This window comes from Parageobacillus galactosidasius (genome assembly GCF_002217735.1).
GTDB classification, from domain to species: Bacteria; Bacillota; Bacilli; order Bacillales; family Anoxybacillaceae; genus Parageobacillus_B; species Parageobacillus_B toebii.
In genome coordinates, this window is record NZ_NDYL01000002.1 from 227357 (window position 1) to 246671 (window position 19315).

Annotated in this window: 13 protein-coding genes and 2 pseudogenes; 14 read left to right on the forward strand and 1 reads right to left on the reverse strand. The window is 45.1% G+C overall.

Annotated features, from left to right (window positions below):
* Nucleotides 1-173 precede the first annotated feature (173 nt).
* From B9L23_RS10425 to parC, 13 genes and pseudogenes are all read left to right on the forward strand, one after another.
* Complete coding sequence (locus B9L23_RS10425; RefSeq protein ID WP_062754079.1) at nt 174-1058, forward strand: FAD binding domain-containing protein; 885 nt, start codon at nt 174-176, stop codon at nt 1056-1058.
* Nucleotides 1055-1564 (forward strand): (2Fe-2S)-binding protein, encoded by a 510-nt coding sequence (locus tag B9L23_RS10430; RefSeq protein ID WP_062754077.1) that lies wholly within the window; start codon nt 1055-1057, stop codon nt 1562-1564. The genes B9L23_RS10425 and B9L23_RS10430 overlap by 4 nt, the downstream gene beginning before the upstream one ends.
* A 94-nt stretch (nt 1565-1658) precedes the next feature.
* Nucleotides 1659-3896: an aerobic carbon-monoxide dehydrogenase large subunit gene (locus B9L23_RS10435; RefSeq protein ID WP_245842475.1), complete on the forward strand. Its 2238-nt coding sequence runs from the start codon at nt 1659-1661 to the stop codon at nt 3894-3896.
* 81 nt (nt 3897-3977) lie between these two features.
* Nucleotides 3978-4985, forward strand: a complete 1008-nt coding sequence (locus B9L23_RS10440) for an XdhC family protein (RefSeq protein ID WP_081189875.1) — start codon at nt 3978-3980, stop codon at nt 4983-4985.
* A gap of 251 nt (nt 4986-5236) precedes the next feature.
* A pseudogene (locus B9L23_RS10445) lies at nt 5237-6172 on the forward strand (ISLre2 family transposase); the annotation flags it as partial.
* A gap of 412 nt (nt 6173-6584) precedes the next feature.
* On the forward strand, nt 6585-6881 hold the full coding sequence (locus B9L23_RS10450; RefSeq protein ID WP_425439784.1) for a COG3415 family protein: 297 nt from the start codon (nt 6585-6587) through the stop codon (nt 6879-6881).
* Between the two features lie 45 nt (nt 6882-6926).
* On the forward strand, nt 6927-7997 hold the full coding sequence (locus tag B9L23_RS10455; protein ID WP_089097611.1) for a M50 family metallopeptidase: 1071 nt from the start codon (nt 6927-6929) through the stop codon (nt 7995-7997).
* A 117-nt stretch (nt 7998-8114) separates the two neighbouring features.
* Nucleotides 8115-9284 (forward strand): annotated as a pseudogene (locus tag B9L23_RS10460) (IS256 family transposase).
* A 328-nt stretch (nt 9285-9612) separates the two neighbouring features.
* Nucleotides 9613-9795 (forward strand): DUF255 domain-containing protein, encoded by a 183-nt coding sequence (locus tag B9L23_RS21375; protein ID WP_035502040.1) that lies wholly within the window; start codon nt 9613-9615, stop codon nt 9793-9795.
* A gap of 76 nt (nt 9796-9871) precedes the next feature.
* Nucleotides 9872-11752 carry a thioredoxin domain-containing protein gene (locus B9L23_RS10465; RefSeq protein WP_169712557.1) on the forward strand — a complete coding sequence of 627 codons (1881 nt, stop codon included), beginning with the start codon at nt 9872-9874 and terminating at the stop codon, nt 11750-11752.
* Between the two features lie 80 nt (nt 11753-11832).
* On the forward strand, nt 11833-12252 hold the full coding sequence (locus B9L23_RS10470; RefSeq protein WP_015863861.1) for a CoA-binding protein: 420 nt from the start codon (nt 11833-11835) through the stop codon (nt 12250-12252).
* Between the two features lie 141 nt (nt 12253-12393).
* Nucleotides 12394-14370 (forward strand): DNA topoisomerase IV subunit B, encoded by a 1977-nt coding sequence (gene parE, locus B9L23_RS10475; protein WP_211278810.1) that lies wholly within the window; start codon nt 12394-12396, stop codon nt 14368-14370.
* Nucleotides 14370-16814 (forward strand): DNA topoisomerase IV subunit A, encoded by a 2445-nt coding sequence (gene parC, locus B9L23_RS10480; RefSeq protein ID WP_089097613.1) that lies wholly within the window; start codon nt 14370-14372, stop codon nt 16812-16814. The genes parE and parC overlap by 1 nt, the downstream gene beginning before the upstream one ends.
* 37 nt (nt 16815-16851) lie before the next feature.
* On the opposite strand, the gene B9L23_RS10485 is transcribed toward parC, so the two are convergent.
* Nucleotides 16852-17556: a MerR family transcriptional regulator gene (locus tag B9L23_RS10485; protein ID WP_089097614.1), complete on the reverse strand. Its 705-nt coding sequence runs from the start codon at nt 17554-17556 to the stop codon at nt 16852-16854.
* A gap of 267 nt (nt 17557-17823) precedes the next feature.
* Between B9L23_RS10485 and treP the strand changes: the two genes are divergently transcribed.
* Nucleotides 17824-19239, forward strand: a complete 1416-nt coding sequence (gene treP / locus B9L23_RS10490) for a PTS system trehalose-specific EIIBC component (protein ID WP_015863865.1) — start codon at nt 17824-17826, stop codon at nt 19237-19239.
* The last annotated feature ends 76 nt before the right edge of the window (nt 19240-19315 follow it).

Here is a 19315-nt window from a genome sequence, read left to right on the forward strand (position 1 = left end):
CCGGCTTTAGTCATGTGGAGATTCAAGTGATAGTTCAAACATTGAAACGAAATTCTTAGTCAGACGAGAGATGGTGAGAGGGAATCCAACAATTGGAGAAAGCGCGAAATGCGTTCATCCAAAGAAGACTTGTTCACAATGCTCTCGTCATTTAGACAAAAGGGGGTTTCTAAATGTTTCCCAATGCATTCAAATACGAAGCACCGACATCTGTCGACGAAGCGATCCGCCTAATGGATGAGTATGGCTATGACGGCAAAGTATTGGCGGGCGGCCAAAGTTTAATACCAATGATGAAATTACGGGTCGCGGCTCCCGCTGTAATTATTGATATTAATAATCTCAACGAGCTTAAAGGATGGAGCAAGGTTAACGGAAAATTGCGGATCGGTGCGGTGACACGTCAAGCCGAATTGGAGCATGCGACAGAACTCCGTGAACAATTTCCGATTCTGTCTCGCACTGCCCGCTGGGTTGCAGATCCATTGGTTCGCAACCTCGGGACGGTTGTTGGTTCGCTCGTTCACGCAGACCCTGCCTCAGATTGGGGGACTGCAATGATTGCTGTAAATGCGGTGGTAGAAGCTCGGGGACCGAAGGGAGAACGGTTGATTCCTATTGACGAGTTTTTTGTGGATACATTTGCCTCATCACTGGACGAAAATGAACTTGCCGTTGCGGTGCACCTGCCGATTCCAACTAAACCTGTGGCCGCTCGCTATATGAAGCTTAAACGTAAAGCAGGCGATTTCGCAATTGCAGGGCTGGCTGTGCAGGTCGCTCTTGATAGTGACGGTCGCGTGTCTGAGGCAGGCATCGGCATATGCAATTGCGGGCCGATCCCTTTGCGAGCTGTTAAGGCAGAGGAAGCTCTCATCGGAGAACGTCTGACAGCGAAGACGATTGAGGACATTTCAAAACTTGTGCCGGAAGATGCTGATCCTGTTAGTGATCTACGGGGCAGCGCAGACTATAAGAAGGATCTTTTACGTGTGTTTGCTGCACGCGCACTCCGCGAAATCGCGGAAGAGTTGCAAGGAAAGGTGGAGGTCCAATGAAGATCCGTGTCAAGGTCAATGGGCAACTGTACGAATCAGATGTTGAGCCACGTACGCTGTTGGCTTATTACTTACGCGATGAACTGAAACTAACGGGCACGCATATCGGTTGTGATACAACCAGCTGTGGTGCTTGTACAGTGTTGTTGGACGGGAAAGCCGTTAAGTCGTGCACCGTATTTGCTGTGCAAGCAGATGGGCGTGAAGTGTTGACGGTCGAAGGATTGGAAAAAGACGGCGAAATGCATCCGTTGCAGAAAGCATTTTGGGAGGAGCATGCGTTGCAGTGCGGCTACTGTACACCAGGCATGCTAATGGCTTCCTACGCACTGCTTCAGGAAAATCCAGCGCCGACTGAGGAGCAAATTCGCGAGGGACTTTCCGGCAATATTTGTCGCTGTACAGGATACGTGAATATCGTGAAGGCTGTCAAGTCCGCTGCAAGCAAGATGGCGACTCAAGAATCATTAGAGGAGGTGGCCACAAGTGGCACTTCAACAGACTGAGTTGCGCCCAATGGGCAAATCGATTGCCCGCAAAGAGGATCCGCGGTTTCTTCGCGGGAAAGGCCGCTACGTGGATGATGTGATTCTGCCGAATATGCTTTATATGGCGATTTTACGCAGTCCGTACGCACATGCCCGCATTCGTCGAATCGATACATCAGCTGCATTGGCCGCGCCCGGCGTCAAATTGGTGCTCACAGGTGAGGATCTAGCCAAAATGAACCTTGCATGGATGCCGACTTTGAATGGCGACCAACAGATGGTGTTGGCTGTAGACAAGGTTCTGTTTCAGTACCAAGAAGTCGCCGCCGTTGTTGCGGAGACGCGCGCCCAAGCGGAAGACGCTCTGCAGTTGATCGAAGTCGATTATGAGCCATTGCCGGTTGTGGTGGATCCGTTCAAGGCGCTTGAGCCGGATGCTCCTATCCTCCGTGAAGATCGGGAGAAAAAGTCGAACCACATCTGGCACTGGGAGTCGGGAGATCGAGAAGAAACAGAGAACGTCTTTCGTGATGCACCGGTTGTCGTCAAGCAAGATGTGCGCTTCCAGCGTGTCCATCCTTCGCCGCTTGAGCCGTGTGGGTGTGTTGCAGATTACAATACAGCGACAGGTCGGTTGACGTTTTATGTTACTTCCCAAGCACCTCATGTCCATCGAACTGTAATCGCGATGTTAAGCGGTATTCCTGAACATCAGATTCGAGTTATTTCGCCTGATGTTGGCGGAGGTTTTGGGAACAAAGTAGGTGTCTATCCGGGATACGTCGTTGCGGTTGCTGCTTCGCTGAAGTTGGGTGTGCTTGTTAAATGGATTGAAACACGAACAGAAAATATCGCAAGCACTTCTTTCGCACGCGACTTCCACATGACGTGCGAGATTGCTGCGCGCGAGGATGGCAGAGTGTTGGGACTGCGAGTGAAAACCATCGCTGACCATGGTGCCTTTGATGCGGCAGCTAATCCGACCAAATTTCCGGCTGGCCTGTTTAACATTGTGACAGGTTCGTATGATTTCAAGGCCGCGTTCGTCGAAGTGGATGCCGTTTATACGAACAAGGCTCCTGGAGGTGTGGCGTACCGCTGTTCCTTCCGTGTCACAGAAGCAGCGTACCTGATTGAACGGACAATGGACGTACTGGCGCAAAGGTTGAAGATCGATCCGGCCGAACTGCGTTTCCGCAATTTCATTCGCAAGGACCAGTTCCCATACAAATCTCCGACTGGATGGGTGTACGACAGCGGAGACTACGAAAAAACGTTGAAACTTGCCTTAGAACGGATTGGGTATGACGAATTGCGCAAAGAACAGGCAGAGAAACGAGCCCGCGGTGAATTCATGGGTATTGGCATCTCCACTTTTACGGAGATTGTCGGTGGAGGACCAAAAAATACATTCGATATTCTTGGAATTAAGATGTTCGACAGCGCGGAGATTCGCGTCCATCCAACTGGCAAAGTGATTGCACGGCTCGGTGTGCGGCACCAAGGCCAAGGGCATGAGACGACATTCGCCCAAATCATCGCGGAAGAGCTCGGATTGAGTGCGGATGATGTGTTGATTGAGGAAGGAGATACTGATACTGCCCCTTATGGATTAGGAACGTACGCCAGCCGCTCTACGCCAACGGCAGGTGCTGCTGCAGCGCTCTGCGCGCGCAGAATTCGCGAAAAGGCTCGCAAAATCGCCGCCCATCTGCTAGAAGTCGGTGAAGATGACGTTGTATGGGACGGCACCGCCTTTTCCGCAAAAGGTTTGCCAGGAAAATCGGTGACGATGAAAGATGTGGCTTTTGCTGCCTATACGGATGTGCCTGATGGCGTGGAGCCTGGTTTGGAAGCGACTTACTACTATGATCCTCCGAACCTCACTTTCCCTCACGGGGCCTATATTGCGGTGGTCGATATCGACAAGGGAACGGGTGCTGTCAAAGTGCGACGGTTCTTGGCTGTTGACGATTGCGGCAACGTGATCAACCCAATGATCGTTGAGGGACAGGTGCACGGAGGACTAACGGAAGGGTTTGCTATTGCGTTCATGCAAGATATCCCGTACGATTCGAACGGCAACTGTCTGGCGCCAAACTGGATGGACTATTTAGTCCCGACGGCTCTTGACACGCCACATTGGGAAACAGATCGGACGGTGACACCGTCTCCGCATCATCCGATTGGCGCGAAAGGCGTTGGAGAGTCGCCGAATGTCGGTTCTCCAGCCGCGTTTGTCAATGCGGTGGTGGATGCTCTGTCACCACTTGGCGTAGAGCATATTGACATGCCGCTTTATCCATGGAAGATATGGAAAATTTTAAGAGAACACGGTATTAACGAATGATTCAGTACCTAGCATGCTGAGATTAACATCGATTAAGGAGGGGAAAGCCCGGTGGCGTTATAACGCTGCCGGGTCATAAAAATGGACCTTGTTTGGGAAACAGCAAAGGGCATGGATGAACGAGTTGAACCGTATGTCATGGTGACAGTTGTCCGCCGTGTGCGGCCAAGTTCGGCGGCAGTTGGTGATAAGGCGATTGTGACAGCGGACGGAAAAATGATAGGTTTTGTAGGTGGGCATTGTACGAGGGAATTAGTTATCAATCAAGCACAGGAGTGTCTTCGAACTGGAGAAAAAAGACTTTTGCTTGTAACCCCGCAGCCACCGGCCCATGTGGAGGAAGGAGTTACAGTCCTTCCAATGACTTGTGCATCTGAAGGAACAGTTGAACTTTTTTTAGAACCAAAACATGTTGATCCTTTGTTGATTATTGTAGGGGATTCCCCGATTGCGCATGCTCTTGAAGAAATGGCACCCCGATTCGCTTTTGTGCCACGCCGGATCGCATTGGAAAAAGCGGAGGATAGCAGTTCGGGAGAACCGCTGGAGATATTACGCAGTCAACTTGCTGCTTTCAACAATACAACGGCTTATGGTGTCGTGGCTACGATGGGTTTGTATGATAGTGAAGGCCTGTTGGCACTTGTCCATTGTAAATTACGGTATTTGGGGTTGGTCACCAGTCCGAAGCGTTGGGCGACTGTAAGCAGCGGATTGGAAGCGGCTGGGGCGCCAAAGGAATTTATTGACTTTATCACGGCTCCTGCGGGGTTAGATATTGGTGCTGTAGGAGCACAAGAGATTGCCCTTAGCATCCTTGCTCAAATCGTGGAACGCCGTCGCCGAGATTTGAATGTGCAGTGGGAAGGACAACCAGAAAAGGGGATCTCGGAGACCGAAGCACTGTCCGCAAGCGACGATCATACCACAGTATCTCAAATAGTGGTGGATCCGGTTTGCGGCATGACCGTAGATTTAAAGAAAACCCAATTCCGTTTGGAACTCGATGGCACTATCTATGGTTTCTGTTGCCCGGGCTGTCGAGACCGCTTTGCTAAAGATCCGAAAGCATTTCTTAGTCACACATGACAAGATAACACATTCCGATGGGGCACTGAACTGAAATGAAACTTTTGCTCTTCTCAGCCGTGTGAGTAAAATGTTTGTGGGAAAAATTCTTAGAAGTTCCCCGATGAGGGGTTGGGAACGTAGGTTCGCACCCCCCTCATCGGGGCCACCAAGCGAAGCGCGGTAGGATCCCAAGCAGGAAACATGAAAAAAGGACTCTCTCCCTGGTAAGATGTTCATTGACCACACTACAAACAGGAGGAGAGAGTCCTATGAATATTCAACAACATCTTACCACAAATTCGTTGACATGGAAAGAGATCGAACTTGCTTTGTTTCGAGCCTTGCAAAACGCCTTCGCCGAGCTGTTTACGGCTCTGTTGGAGGACATCGACCGGCAATTGGCAGAGAATCGAGATAAGCGCCGATACCACTTGAAAGACAAACGACGCACCACGATTCAAACCCTGTTTGGCGAAGTCACCTTTGAGCGAAACTACTATTTAGACCGAGAACAAAACCGTTACACATTTTTGCTGGATTCCTTTCTCGCGTTTGATGGATCGCAGTCAATCAGCCCTTGTCTAGAAGAAACAGCGGTGGGATTGGCGGTGGAGTGCTCTTCCTATCGCAAAGCGGCTCGTACGCTTGCCCAGATGGTCGGGTATCCGGTGATGAGCCATGAGGCGATCCGCCAGTTGGTGCTCGAGGCCGAAGTTCCGCTGCACTGCCCGGTGGACCAGCGATATGGACGGGTGCTGTTGGTGGAGGCCGATGGACTGTTTGTTTCCCGCCAAGGGAAGGGAAAACGGGCCAAGGAAGACAAAATCCTGACCGTTCACGAAGGATGGAAGCGCAACGGCTCCCGGATCGAATTCGTGAATCAGCGCCATTACGTCCATGAGGGCAAGGGGGAGGTGTGGGAAGGCTTCGAGGAATTTTTGATAAATGAATATGCCTATGATCCTTGCCGGGATCTTCTTGTCATCAACGGGGACGGCGCTCCATGGATTACCGCGTGCCGGGAGTATTTCAAGGGACGGGTCTGCTTTCAATTGGATCGATTCCACGTGGCGCGTGAATTGCGCCAATGCCTCTCGGGCCATCCACGGTGGCAGGCGATTCGGCAAAAGCTGGTGAAGCAGGATGAAGAGGGGTTGCTTGTGGAACTGAACAGCGCTGTCATGGCAAGGGATGAGAGTTCGAAAGCGCTTACGGATAAAATTCAAAAAAATGGTTCGCCAATCTATGACTTACACCTGTTTTCAGCGAACCAAAAAAGTTCCCACAAAATCTTGACTGACTCAAGGAAGTTGGTGTCTTTCTTCTTTTTAGGGTATATTAGTTATAATGATAAATATTTTGGTTCATCGCTCGATTTTTTATATTTAATTACAAAATTAACATATACCCCCATAACAAAAAATTCGTCACCATCGAAAGGATGAAAACGAATTCTGTCGAAGTATCTCCTTGCAACTGGGGTCAACAAGGCTGATGCACCTTACAAAGTTAACGCTTGGATAAACTTCTCTCATCTTGATCATACTGCTCCTAAGCACTCGATCGGAAAAGGAACAAACCCAGGATGAGACGACTCACCATTACGAATGACCGTGGATGGACATCACGAAAACTTTGCCAAGAAGAATGAAAAATCAAAAAGGCCTCGCTGGTCAACGTGTCATGGCGGTTCGTCTCGTGATGGAAGGATATTTGGGCAAAGATGTTGCTGCCATGCTCAACCTGTGCCGCCAAACCGTCGTTTTTTATGTTTCCTTATTCAATCTTCTGTTGGACCGAAAAAGCCCACTGGGACGGGTTCCGTTCTTAATGAAAAAACAACAACAAGAACTAAAACAAACGATCTTAATCCGTATACCCGCCGAACTCGGTTGGGATCCCGCCTCTTCCTAGAATATCTGGATTTATCTATAAGAAATATGGTTAGGAAGGATTTCAATGCAAAATATAATTTATAGACCTAGTATTTTACTTCTAATTATATTCTTTATTTCCTTAATAGTTACTAAATTATTTCCATCATTAGCATCGACTATTTTCGATATATGGATTTTGGGTATCTGTTTGATTATTGCTATTTTTTTGCACGAATTAGGGCATGTGATCTTTGGGGTATTATGTAAGTTTAATTTTCATTTTTTTACTTTTGGTCCCTTTTTAATTGAAAAAGTGCAAGGAAAATTAAAAATACGTGAAAATAAACATTGGATTTATTTCGGTGGAGTTTCTTTTGTGACCCCTACTGTTGAAACTTTTTCTAAAATAAAAGCAAAATGGGGATTGTTTTTGTTTGGAGGCCCTTTTTTTAGTTTTATAGCATTTCTTATATTTTTCATGATTGGGAAGATTTATAAAAACGATTTTATGCTATGGTGTTCTCTTTTAAACATTGTTATATTTATAGCTACCTCATTTCCAATTATAAAAGGGGAAGCAAACGATGGAGGAAATATATTTTTATTATTTAAAGACAAGGAACAAGCGTTTTTACATATTTTAAAATTTCAAATACTTAGTGAGATGTTTAGTTCAAAAAGACCAATTGAATGGGATAAAGAGTTGATTGAAAAGTGTAAAGAAATAATTAAAGGGAAAAATTCAATTGAAAATCATATGATCTATACATTTCTTTTTTATTATTATTTTGACGCTGGGAATGTTGAACAGATTTTTTTAAGTATACAACCAATCATAAATGAACCGCTTACAAAGGAAAATAAATTTATCAAAGGGAATTTTAACAGTTTATACATACTCTATAAATTTTTATATGGAAACAGTGAGGAAAACTTAGAAGAAATAGATAAATTATTTAAAGGAGTATCAAAATTAGATTCATATGCCTATAACCGTTCCCTTGCCATAATTAAGTATTTAAAGGGAGATGTTAAAGGAGCAAAAAGTTTGATAAACAAATTAGAACATGAATTAAACTATACTAATGGTCAAGGGGTATATCATGTTGAAAAAGATATCTTACAAAAATTGAGGTTAAAAATGATGATATAAACTAGCACATTAGATGATGTATAAAAGTTTGTGTAACGCATTTTGCTAGAACAAAAGAAAAAAGGTAGGGTATTCTCTGATTGGACCAAAAATCTTAGAGAAAGGAGTACCCTACCTATGTCTAAAAGAAGTATACCGAATGTCGACTGGGCAAATCAACTGGAAAGTGTCATTCGTCAGTTTGTGAAGGAAAAATTAGAGCTGATTATGCGGGAAGAAATCAAACATTTCCTCGAAATCGAACAGGCGGACACATTCAATATGAGAAGCGGCTACTATCAACGAAATCTAGATACACAATATGGCCGGATTGAGGGTCTTTTGGTGCCAAGAGACCGAAACGGGGAATTTCAAACATAGTTGTTTGCCCCTTATCAACGCCACACCGGCTGGCTGGAGGAAGCCATCATTAGGATGTATCAAAGTGGCATGAGCACACGGGAAATTGGCAAGTTTATCGAACGAATTCTAGGAAATGCCTATTCTCCTGCAACGATCAGCCGTATTACCGATGTCGTGAAAGAGGGCATCGAGAAATGGCACACTCGTCCACTGCACAAGCGTTATTCTGTCTTATATTTGGATGGTTTATACGTAAAACTTCGTCGCGAAACCGTGGAGAAAGAAGCCATTTATGTGGCGTTAGGGGTGAATGAAGAAGGATATCGCGAAATTCTTGATTTCTTTGTGGGAGGACAGGAAAGCGCCTATGTATGGCAGGAGATTCTTCAACAACTATACAACAGGGGCGTAAAAGAAGTGCTTCTGGGCGTATTCGATGGACTACCGGGGTTGGAGGAAGCCTTTAAGGCGGTGTATCCGAAAGCCGATGTGCAGCGCTGTGTCGTGCACAAAGTCCGCAACACCCTCAGCCGTGTTCGGAAAAAAGATCAATTTGAAGTGGCAGAGAATCTCAAACTGATTTATCGCGCGCCGAATAAGGAGATGGCGTTACAAATGTTTCAACAGTTTGAGTCGAAATGGTCTGGTAAATACCCGAGAGAAGTTCAATCTTGGGCCAATGAGTTGGATGTCCTCCTTACATTTATGGATTATCCAAGCAGTATTCGAAGTGTGATTTACACGACCAATGCCATCGAACGAACGATCAAGGAGATTCGGAAACGCCTAAAACCGATGAACAGTTTGAATAGTTTAGAAGCCGCGGAAAAAGTCGTGTATTTGACCATCCAGGATCTTAATGAGAAATGGGCAGGGCGAAAGTTAAGAGGATTTGCCGAAGCACAGGAAGCCCTCGAGCGAATGTTTGAAGAATGCTACAATTAACCAAATATTGTAAATAAACAAATAAGCAAAGAAAGGGGGTTTCCTCTGTCCACACAGGAGACTGAATATTCAGTCTCCTGTGTGGAGAAAATCAGTCCCCTATCAATTCAAATCCATTTCAGAGAAACCCTACCCCATTACATTACACAAAATTCTTGACGGTACCATCTTTTTTGGTACCTTATTTTTAAGTATCGAATTAGGAACAATATGGTAAAATAAAAAAGAACATAAATTCCTAGCAAATATTTTTATACGTCTTATGGACAACCGTTCAAGCGAAGATGGAAGAAGTGTTCTAACATTTGATAAAAGGGAGTGTTACATAGTGAAGGAATATCTTGAACGCGAACGTTATAACGAAAAATACAATTGGTTAGTCATGTCGAAAAGTCCTTACTTGAAGCAACATGAAACAAATCCTGTGAATTGGTTGGAATGGTCGCCAGAAGCGTTTCAAAAAGCAAAAAGGGAAGGTAAGCCTGTATTCCTGTCCATCGGTTATTCCTAGCCCTCTAATAGGGGGCTTGGAATAGAAATACGCAGAAGAATTGGAGTATTAATCTACTTGCCACTGGTGCCATGTAATGGCGCATGAGAGCTTTGAAGATGAAGAAGTTGCCGCGATCTTAAACGAAAAATACATATCCATTAAAGTGGATCGCGAGGAACGTCCGGATATTGATTCCATTTATATGCGCGTCTGCCAAATGCTAACGGGGCATGGCGGCTGGCCGCTTAGCGTGTTTTTGACGCCGGAGGGGAAGCCGTTTTACGCGGGAACGTATTTTCCAAAACACAGCCGGTACGGCCGTCCTGGTTTTATTGACGTATTGACACAGCTATATGACAAATATAAGGAAAATCCAAGCGAAATTACGAGGGTTGCCGAACAAATAACAAAAGAGCTCGAACAGTCCGCGCACGCTTCGGGAACGGAGCGGCTGTCTCTCGAGGCGATCGAAAAGGCATATCGGCAGCTTTCGAATAGTTTTGATGCAGTATATGGAGGTTTTGGCGGTGCGCCAAAATTTCCAATTCCGCACATGCTCATGTTTTTAATGCGTTATTACCAATGGAAACGGGATGAGCGTGCGCTGATGATGGTGGAAAAAACGTTAAACGGCATGGCCAACGGCGGCATTTATGACCATATCGGCTACGGGTTTGCCCGCTATTCGACCGATGCGATGTGGCTTGTGCCGCACTTTGAGAAAATGTTGTATGATAACGCGCTTTTAGTCATCACATATACGGAAGCGTATCAATTAACGAAAAATGAACGATATAAGGAAATTGCGGAACAAATCATTGAATTTGTCAAGCGGGAAATGACTTCTGATGACGGTGCTTTCTATTCAGCAATTGACGCCGATTCGGAAGGGGTGGAAGGAAAATATTACGTATGGACACCCGATGAAGTGATGAACGTGCTCGGCACTGAACTTGGCGAATTGTATTGTGATGTGTATGATATTACTGAAGAAGGAAATTTTGAAGGAAAAAACGTGCCAAATCTCATTCATACGAGAATGGACCGCATCGCAAGACGATATCGTCTGACGGAAGAAGAGCTCTGCGAAAAACTCAAAGAAGCGAGACAGAAGTTGTTTGCCGATCGTTCGCTGCGTGTTTATCCGCATGTGGATGATAAAATATTAACAACTTGGAATGCGTTAATGATTGCCGCGCTGGCGAAAGCAGCAAAAGTATATGAACGCCGCGACTATTTACAGATGGCAAAGCAGGCGCTTTCATTTATCGAAACCAACCTTTTTCAAGACGGTCGGCTGATGGTGCGCTATCGCGATGGGGAAGCGAAGCATCTTGGCATTATCGACGACTATGCCTATCTTATTTGGGCGTATATCGAAATGTATGAGGCGACGCTGGAGTTATCATATTTGCAAAAAGCGAAAGCATGTACGGAGCAAATGATCGACTTGTTTTGGGACGAAGAGCACGGTGCGTTTTTTATGACTGGAAGCGACGCGGAGGCGCTCATCATTCGGGAAAAAGAAATTTACGATGGCGCGTTGCCATCGGGAAATAGTGTTGCCGCGGTGCAACTGATTCGTCTAGCAAAGCTGACAGGTGATTTTGCGCTATTGGAAAAAGCAGAAACGATGTATAAAGTCTTCCAGCGTCAAGTCGAAACGTACGAAAGCGGTCATACGTTTTTCTTGCAAGGATTGTCGCTTCTTGAGGCTCAAACCGTCGAAGTCGTTTTGTTTGGAAAACAAGGCGATGAAAAACGAGAGTATTTGATTCAGCAATGGCAGCACACATTTGCGCCGGACGTTTTTCTGTTGGCGGCGGAACACCCGGCTGATGTGGCAGACATCGCTCCGTTTGCGGCAGAGTATGAACCGCTTGGGGAGGAAACGACCGTGTATGTGTGCGAAAATTTTGCCTGCCAACAACCGACGACGGATGTGGAATCCGTTGCCGAGCAGTTGTTTGAATGATCTTTTTGTAACCGCTAGCAGGATTCTGTTTATTCATGAAGAAATAGTACGACAAAGATTAAACAAAGGAGAGAGTGCTTATGCCAATTACAAATCCAAGTCGAGAAGAAATCCGAGAAATTTTGCAAAAAGCAAAACGCATCGCTGTTGTTGGATTATCAAACAATCCGGAACGGGAGTCATACATGGTGGCGAAAGCGATGAAAGATGCCGGCTATGAAATTATTCCCGTCAACCCGATGATCGAGGAATGGGAAGGCATTAAAGCAGTAAAGAAATTAACCGATATTGACGGGCATGTCGATATTGTCAATGTATTTCGCCGTTCCGAGCATTTACCGGAAATCGCCCGCGAATTTGTGCAAATTGATGCCGATGTATTTTGGGCGCAGCTTGGCGTCGTCAATGAAGAAGCTTATGAATTTTTAAAAGAAAAAGGATATACGGTCGTGATGGATCGCTGCATTAAAGTAGAACACGCGCTAACGAAACAACATTAAACGGAATCGACCATCTTTTTAGATGGTCATTTCCATTTTTAGAGGGAATTTTGTCGGAAACGGTAAAATAAGCGTAGACGCTGACGAATTTTATGTTACAATAAAACAGAAACAAATGTTCTTGTTTTTGTTGAAAGGGGAATGCATGTGACAAAACAATCCGTATATGAATATAACGATGATGCGATTCAAGTATTAGAAGGACTCGAAGCGGTGCGGAGGCGGCCGGGAATGTATATCGGCAGCACCGACAGCCGCGGTCTGCATCATCTTGTCTATGAAATTGTCGACAACTCCGTCGATGAAGCGTTAGCGGGGTACGGAAATTATATTCTCGTAAAAATACATAAAGATAACAGCATTACCGTACTTGACGAAGGGCGAGGCATGCCGACGGGAATGCATAAGCTTGGCAAGCCGACGCCGGAAGTGATTTTAACGGTTTTACATGCCGGCGGCAAATTCGGGCAAGGCGGGTATAAGACGAGCGGCGGCTTGCACGGAGTCGGCGCATCGGTCGTCAACGCTTTGTCGGAATGGCTTGTGGTGACGATCCATCGTGACGGTTTTATCTATCAACAACGTTTCGAGCACGGAGGAAAACCGGTTACAACACTAGAAAAAATCGGGACAACCAACAAAACAGGCACAATCATTCAATTTAAGCCAGATCCGACCATTTTCAGCACGACAACGTTTAACTACGAAACGTTAAGCGAACGTTTGCGCGAATCTGCGTTTTTGTTAAAAGGGCTAAAGATCGAGCTCATCGATGAGCGGACCGGCATGCGCGATATGTTTTATTATGAAAACGGGATTGAGGCGTTTGTTGAATATTTAAATGAAGACAAAGATGTTCTCCATCCTGTCGTTTATTTTGAAGGGGAGCAAAACGGCATTGAAGTCGAATTTGCTTTCCAATTTAACGACGGCTATTCGGAAAACGTGCTTTCGTTCGTGAACAACGTGCGCACCAAAGACGGCGGCACGCATGAAGCGGGCGCCAAAACGGCGATGACGCGCGTGTTTAATGAATATGCGCGTAAGATGGGGCTGTTAAAAGAAAAAGATAAAAACTTGGAAGGATCGGATATTCGCGAAGGGTTGTCCGCCATCATATCGGTAAGAATTCCGGAACACCTGTTGCAGTTTGAAGGGCAGACGAAAGGAAAACTAGGAACAAGCGAAGCCCGTTCAGCCGTTGATGCGGTCGTATCGGAACATTTAACATACTTTTTGCAAGAAAACCCTGATATTAGCACGATGCTGATCAAAAAAGCCATTCGGGCATATCAAGCGCGGGAAGCGGCTCGAAAAGCGCGCGAGGAAGCGAGAAGCGGGAAGAAGCGAAAAGGAAAGGAAACGGTATTAAGCGGAAAATTGACGCCGGCGCAATCGCGCAATCCGAAGAAAAACGAATTATATTTAGTCGAAGGGGATTCGGCAGGCGGTTCGGCGAAACAAGGGCGCGACCGCCGTTTTCAAGCGGTATTGCCGCTGCGCGGAAAAGTGATTAACACAGAAAAAGCGAAGCTTGCCGACATTTTGAAAAACGAAGAAATCAATACGATTATCCACGCGATCGGCGGGGGAGTCGGACCGGATTTTTCGCTTGATGACATTAACTATGACAAAGTGATTATTATGACGGACGCGGACACGGACGGCGCGCACATTCAAGTGTTGCTTTTAACGTTTTTTTATCGGCACATGCGGCCGCTCATCGAAGCGGGAAAAGTATATATTGCCCTGCCGCCGCTATATAAAATTAGCAAAGGTACAGGAAAAAAAGAAATCATCGAATACGCGTGGACGGATGAACAATTAAAAGAAATCGTGAAAAAGTTCGGCAAAGGTTATACCATACAGCGCTATAAAGGGCTTGGCGAAATGAACGCCGATCAATTATGGGAAACGACCATGAATCCAGAAACACGCACGCTTATTCGCGTGCGGATTGAAGATGCGGCCCGGGCGGAGCGCCGCGTAACAACATTGATGGGCGATAAAGTCGAACCGCGCAGAAAATGGATTGAAGCAAACGTCGCATTCGGATTAGAAGACGACCCAAATATTTTAGACAATGAGCATGTATTTGTTGCAGGAGGGGATTATTGATGGCAGAAAGGTTGCTAGATTTGGCGCTTGAGGATGTGCTTGGCGACCGCTTTGGCCGCTATAGTAAATATATTATTCAAGAGCGCGCGCTTCCCGATGTTCGGGATGGGTTAAAGCCGGTGCAGCGCCGCATTTTATATGCGATGTACATCGATGGAAATACGGCGGACAAACCGTTTCGCAAAGCGGCAAAAACGGTCGGGAACGTCATCGGAAATTTTCATCCGCACGGAGATTCGTCCGTCTATGATGCGATGGTGCGGATGAGCCAAGATTGGAAGCTGCGCAATGTATTAATTGAAATGCATGGAAATAACGGAAGCATTGACGGCGATCCGCCAGCAGCGATGCGGTATACCGAAGCGCGCTTGTCGGCGATTGCCTCGGAATTGCTGCGTGATATTGAAAAACAGACCGTCGATTTTGTCCCGAACTTTGATGATACGACGAAAGAGCCGGTCGTGCTGCCGGCGATGTTTCCGAATTTATTAGTCAACGGCTCTACCGGCATTTCGGCGGGATATGCAACCGAAATTCCGCCGCACCATTTAGGTGAAGTGATTGATGCGGTGATTATGCGCATCGACAAGCCGAACTGCACCGTCGATGAGCTGATGACGGTGCTGCACGGCCCTGATTTCCCAACTGGCGGCATTATTCAAGGGAAAGACGGCATTAAAAAAGCGTATGAAACGGGAAAAGGAAAAATTATTATTCGCGGAAAAGCGGTGATTGAACAAGCAAAAGGCGGGAAAAAGCAAATTATCATCACGGAGCTTCCGTATGAAGTAAATAAAGCGAATCTCGTCAAAAAAATAGATGAGCTTCGTTTCGATAAAAAGCTAGACGGCATTTCCGATGTTCGCGATGAAACGGACCGCACCGGACTACGCATTGTGATTGAACTAAAAAAAGATGCCGATGCGGAGGGAATTTTAAATTATTTATATAAAAATACCGATTTGCAAGTACCGTACAATTTTAATATGGTCGCCATTCATAAACGTCATCCGAAACTGCTAAGCCTTCCAGAACTGTTGGACGCATACATTGAGCATCGAAAAGAGGTCGTGACGAACCGCTCGCAATATGAGTTGAAAAAAGCGCATGAGCGCCAGCATATTGTCGAAGGCTTAATGAAAGCTTTATCGATTTTAGATGAAGTGATCGCGACCATTCGTGCTTCCCGTGATAAGCGCGACGCCAAAGACAACTTAATGGCGAAATATGAGTTCACCGAAGCACAAGCGGAAGCGATTGTATCGCTGCAACTATATCGATTAACGAACACAGATATTACCGCATTAAAACAAGAAGCGGAACAGTTGGAAAAAACGATTCAAGAACTGACCGCTATTTTAAATGATGAAAAGAAATTGCTTGCGGTGATTAAAAAAGAATTAAAAGCGATGAAGAAGCAATATGCCGATGAACGAAGAACGGTAATTGAAGATGAAATTGAAGAAATTAAAATTAATTTGGAAGTGATGATTCCAGCAGAAGACGTGATTGTCACGGTGACGAAAGAAGGATATGTGAAACGAACGAGCTACCGTTCATACAGTGCTTCGAACGGTCAGGACTTCGGCATGAAAGAATCTGACCGGCTGCTTTCGCAAATGGAAATGAACACGACCGATGTGTTGTTGTTGTTTACTCGCCAAGGAAATTACTTGTACTGTCCTGTTTATGAACTGCCAGATATTCGTTGGAAAGATGTCGGTCAGCATATTTCCAATTTGATCCCGCTCGATCGGAATGATGAAATTATTGCCGCTGTTCCTGTCAAACAGTTTGATGACTCATTAAGCCTTATTTTTGTCACCAAACGAGGCATGGTGAAACGAACGGAGCTGGCGCAATATAAAGTCCAGCGGTATACGCGCCCGCTTGTCGCGATGAATGTAAAAGAAGATGATGAAGTCATACACGTCTATGTGACGGATGGACAACAAAGCCTATTGCTTGTAACGAATCAAGGATACGGATTATGGTTTGATGAAGCGGAAATAAGCACGGTTGGCGTGCGCGCTGCTGGTGTGAAAGGAATTAATTTAAAAGAAGGAGATTATGTTGTTTCCGCTCATCCAATCGGGAAAGAAGAACACATGTATTTAGTGATCGCGACACAACGGGGAGCCGTGAAAAAAATGCCGTTAAGTGAATTTGAAAAAACATCACGCGCTAAACGTGGAGTTGTCATGCTTCGTGAGTTAAAAACAAATCCGCACCGCATCGTCGCTTCTGTTTTAACGGAAGGGGACGATGATGTATTGTTTATTCGCACCGAGACGGGCGTAACCGAGACGATTTCCACCGCTTCGCTGCGCACTGCAGATCGTTACAGCAATGGCTCCTTTATCATCGATAGTGATGAAGCGGGGGCCATCATGGATATATGGAAACAACCATCTAACATGTTAGGAAAAGAGGAGATGGAATAAGTCAAAAAACAACTCGGCAAATATGCCGAGTTTTGTTTTACCAAAATTTCCACCACTTATTCGAACGCTTCGTGTCAGTGTTAGCCGCTGCTTGGCGGAAGGAAACAACGAGCTCGCGAAACGCTTTTTCGCGCTCCATGATTTGTTCTTCATAGAGCTTTCGTTCTTGTTCCCGCTTCGCTTTTTCTTCCTGTAAAAATGTAACGACGTTTTCGAGATGTTCATGAATTTCTTCCGTTTCTTGCTGCAATGTTTTTGTATATTGCGTTAGTGAGTCATGGATTTCTTGTTTGGTAGATACGGAGTTTTCGCGAATTTCGTCCACGTATAACTTCATTTCTTTCATTGCTTGCTCTAACACTTCCGTCGTTTCTTTTTTGAGCTCGCCAACGATTTCCTCTTTCATTGTCCTCGCCACTTGTTCGGCTATGTAATAAGTATCATGGCGTAAAGGGCGCGGAATATCAATCACCTCTCCTTCCATTACCGTTGTTTCCAATCCAACATTTTGTTTCTGTTGTTCTGCCTGTAAATATTGAATGATCTCTTGTTTCGTTTTTTCCTCAGCAAACCATTGTTTAATTTTTGCAAATTGCTCCAGTAATGCATCATTATAAATGCGTGCCCCCTGTTTTGTCCGCGGAATTGTAATGTATTGTGCAAATTCTTTTTCCCATTCTTTTAAGACTCGCGGAGCGACTTTCACTTTTTTTGCCGCTTCCTTTAGTGTGTATGATTTCATCTTGTTTTGTTCATCCTTTCTCTATCAAAATCGCTATATATTTATTTCCAAATCAATCATTTATTTTCCTGCTAATTTACAAAATATAACAAAAGAAGTGATAGTTAGAGAAAAAGTAACAAAAAATGTCGAAAATAAATGTTGACGAACTTGTATATACAGGTTAGAATAAAATTGACTTGTATATACAAGTTTTTTTTGAAAACGATTCCTGAAAGCGGTTAAATGAATTTCGTTTTTTAGAAAAAAGATCGGGGAGGTTTCCTTATGGGGGCATATGAACAATCGGTTGCTAAAATTGTCGAAGCAATTGGTGGAAAAGAAAATATTGTTGCCGCCACCCATTGTGTCACGCGTTTGCGTTTTGCGTTGAAAGATGAGGGGAAAGTCGATAAAGAGAAATTAGAAAGCATTGATATTGTAAAAGGTTCATTTTCCGCGAACGGTCAATTTCAAGTAGTTATCGGACAAGGGCTTGTCGATAAAGTATATAACGAAATGGTGGAAATGACCGGCATTGGAAGAGCGACAAAACAAGAGATTAAAGATGCGGCAGAAGCGAAGTTAAATCCGCTGCAACGCGCTATTAAAACATTAGCAGATATCTTTATCCCGATTTTGCCGGCGATTGTGACAGCTGGTTTGTTGATGGGGATTAACAACATCTTAACGGGTCCGGGTATTTTTTATGAAGGCAAATCGTTTGTCGAAGTGCACAAAGAATGGGCAGATCTTGCTAGCATGATTAACCTTATTGCAAATACGGCGTTCGTCTTCTTGCCTGGCTTAATCGGATGGTCGGCAGTGACAAAGTTTGGCGGAAGCCCGCTTTTGGGAATTGTCCTCGGTTTGATGCTTGTCCATCCTGATTTGTTAAATGCATGGGGATGGGGAGCAGCGAAAGAAAAAGGGGAAATTCCTATTTGGAATTTATTCGGATTTGAAGTGCAAAAAGTCGGATATCAAGGCCAAGTGCTGCCGGTGCTTGTAGCGTCTTATGTACTTGCGAAAATCGAGCAATTTTTACGTAAACGTATACCGGATGCATTTCAATTGTTGCTTGTTGCACCGCTTGCGTTATTAATTACGGGCTTTTTAGCATTTATTGCAATTGGACCGATTACGTTTGCGATCGGAAATGCGATTACAAATGTATTTGTCAGCATTTTTGATAACGTTCCAGCGATTGGCGGCTTTTTGTATGGGGCATTATACGCACCGCTCGTTGTTACGGGAATGCATCATACGTTTTTACCGGTCGATTTGCAGTTGATTGCAAGCACAGGTGGTACGTTCTTATGGCCGATCCTTGTCATGTCAAACGTTGCCCAAGGTTCTGCGGCATTAGCAATGATGTTTGCTGCAAAGGATGAAAAGTTAAAAGGTCTTTCTTTCACCTCCGCAGTATCTGCTTATCTTGGCATTACCGAACCGGCGATGTTTGGGGTAAACTTGCGTTTCCGTTATCCGTTCATTTCGGCGATGACGGGTGCGGCGATTGCCGGAATGTTTATTACACTAAATAAAGTCATCGCTCCATCGATTGGCGTTGGCGGTTTGCCAGGTTTTTTATCGATCGTACCGCAAAAGTGGGCACCATTCTTTATCGGAATGGCAATCGCCATTATCGTACCGTTTGCCTTAACGTTTGTATTCAGCAAGTTCCGTAAAGAAAATCGATAACGGATATGTAATTATAAAACTATGTTCTAAATAATCAATATAACATGCCATTGGTGAACGTTCGCCAATGGTATCG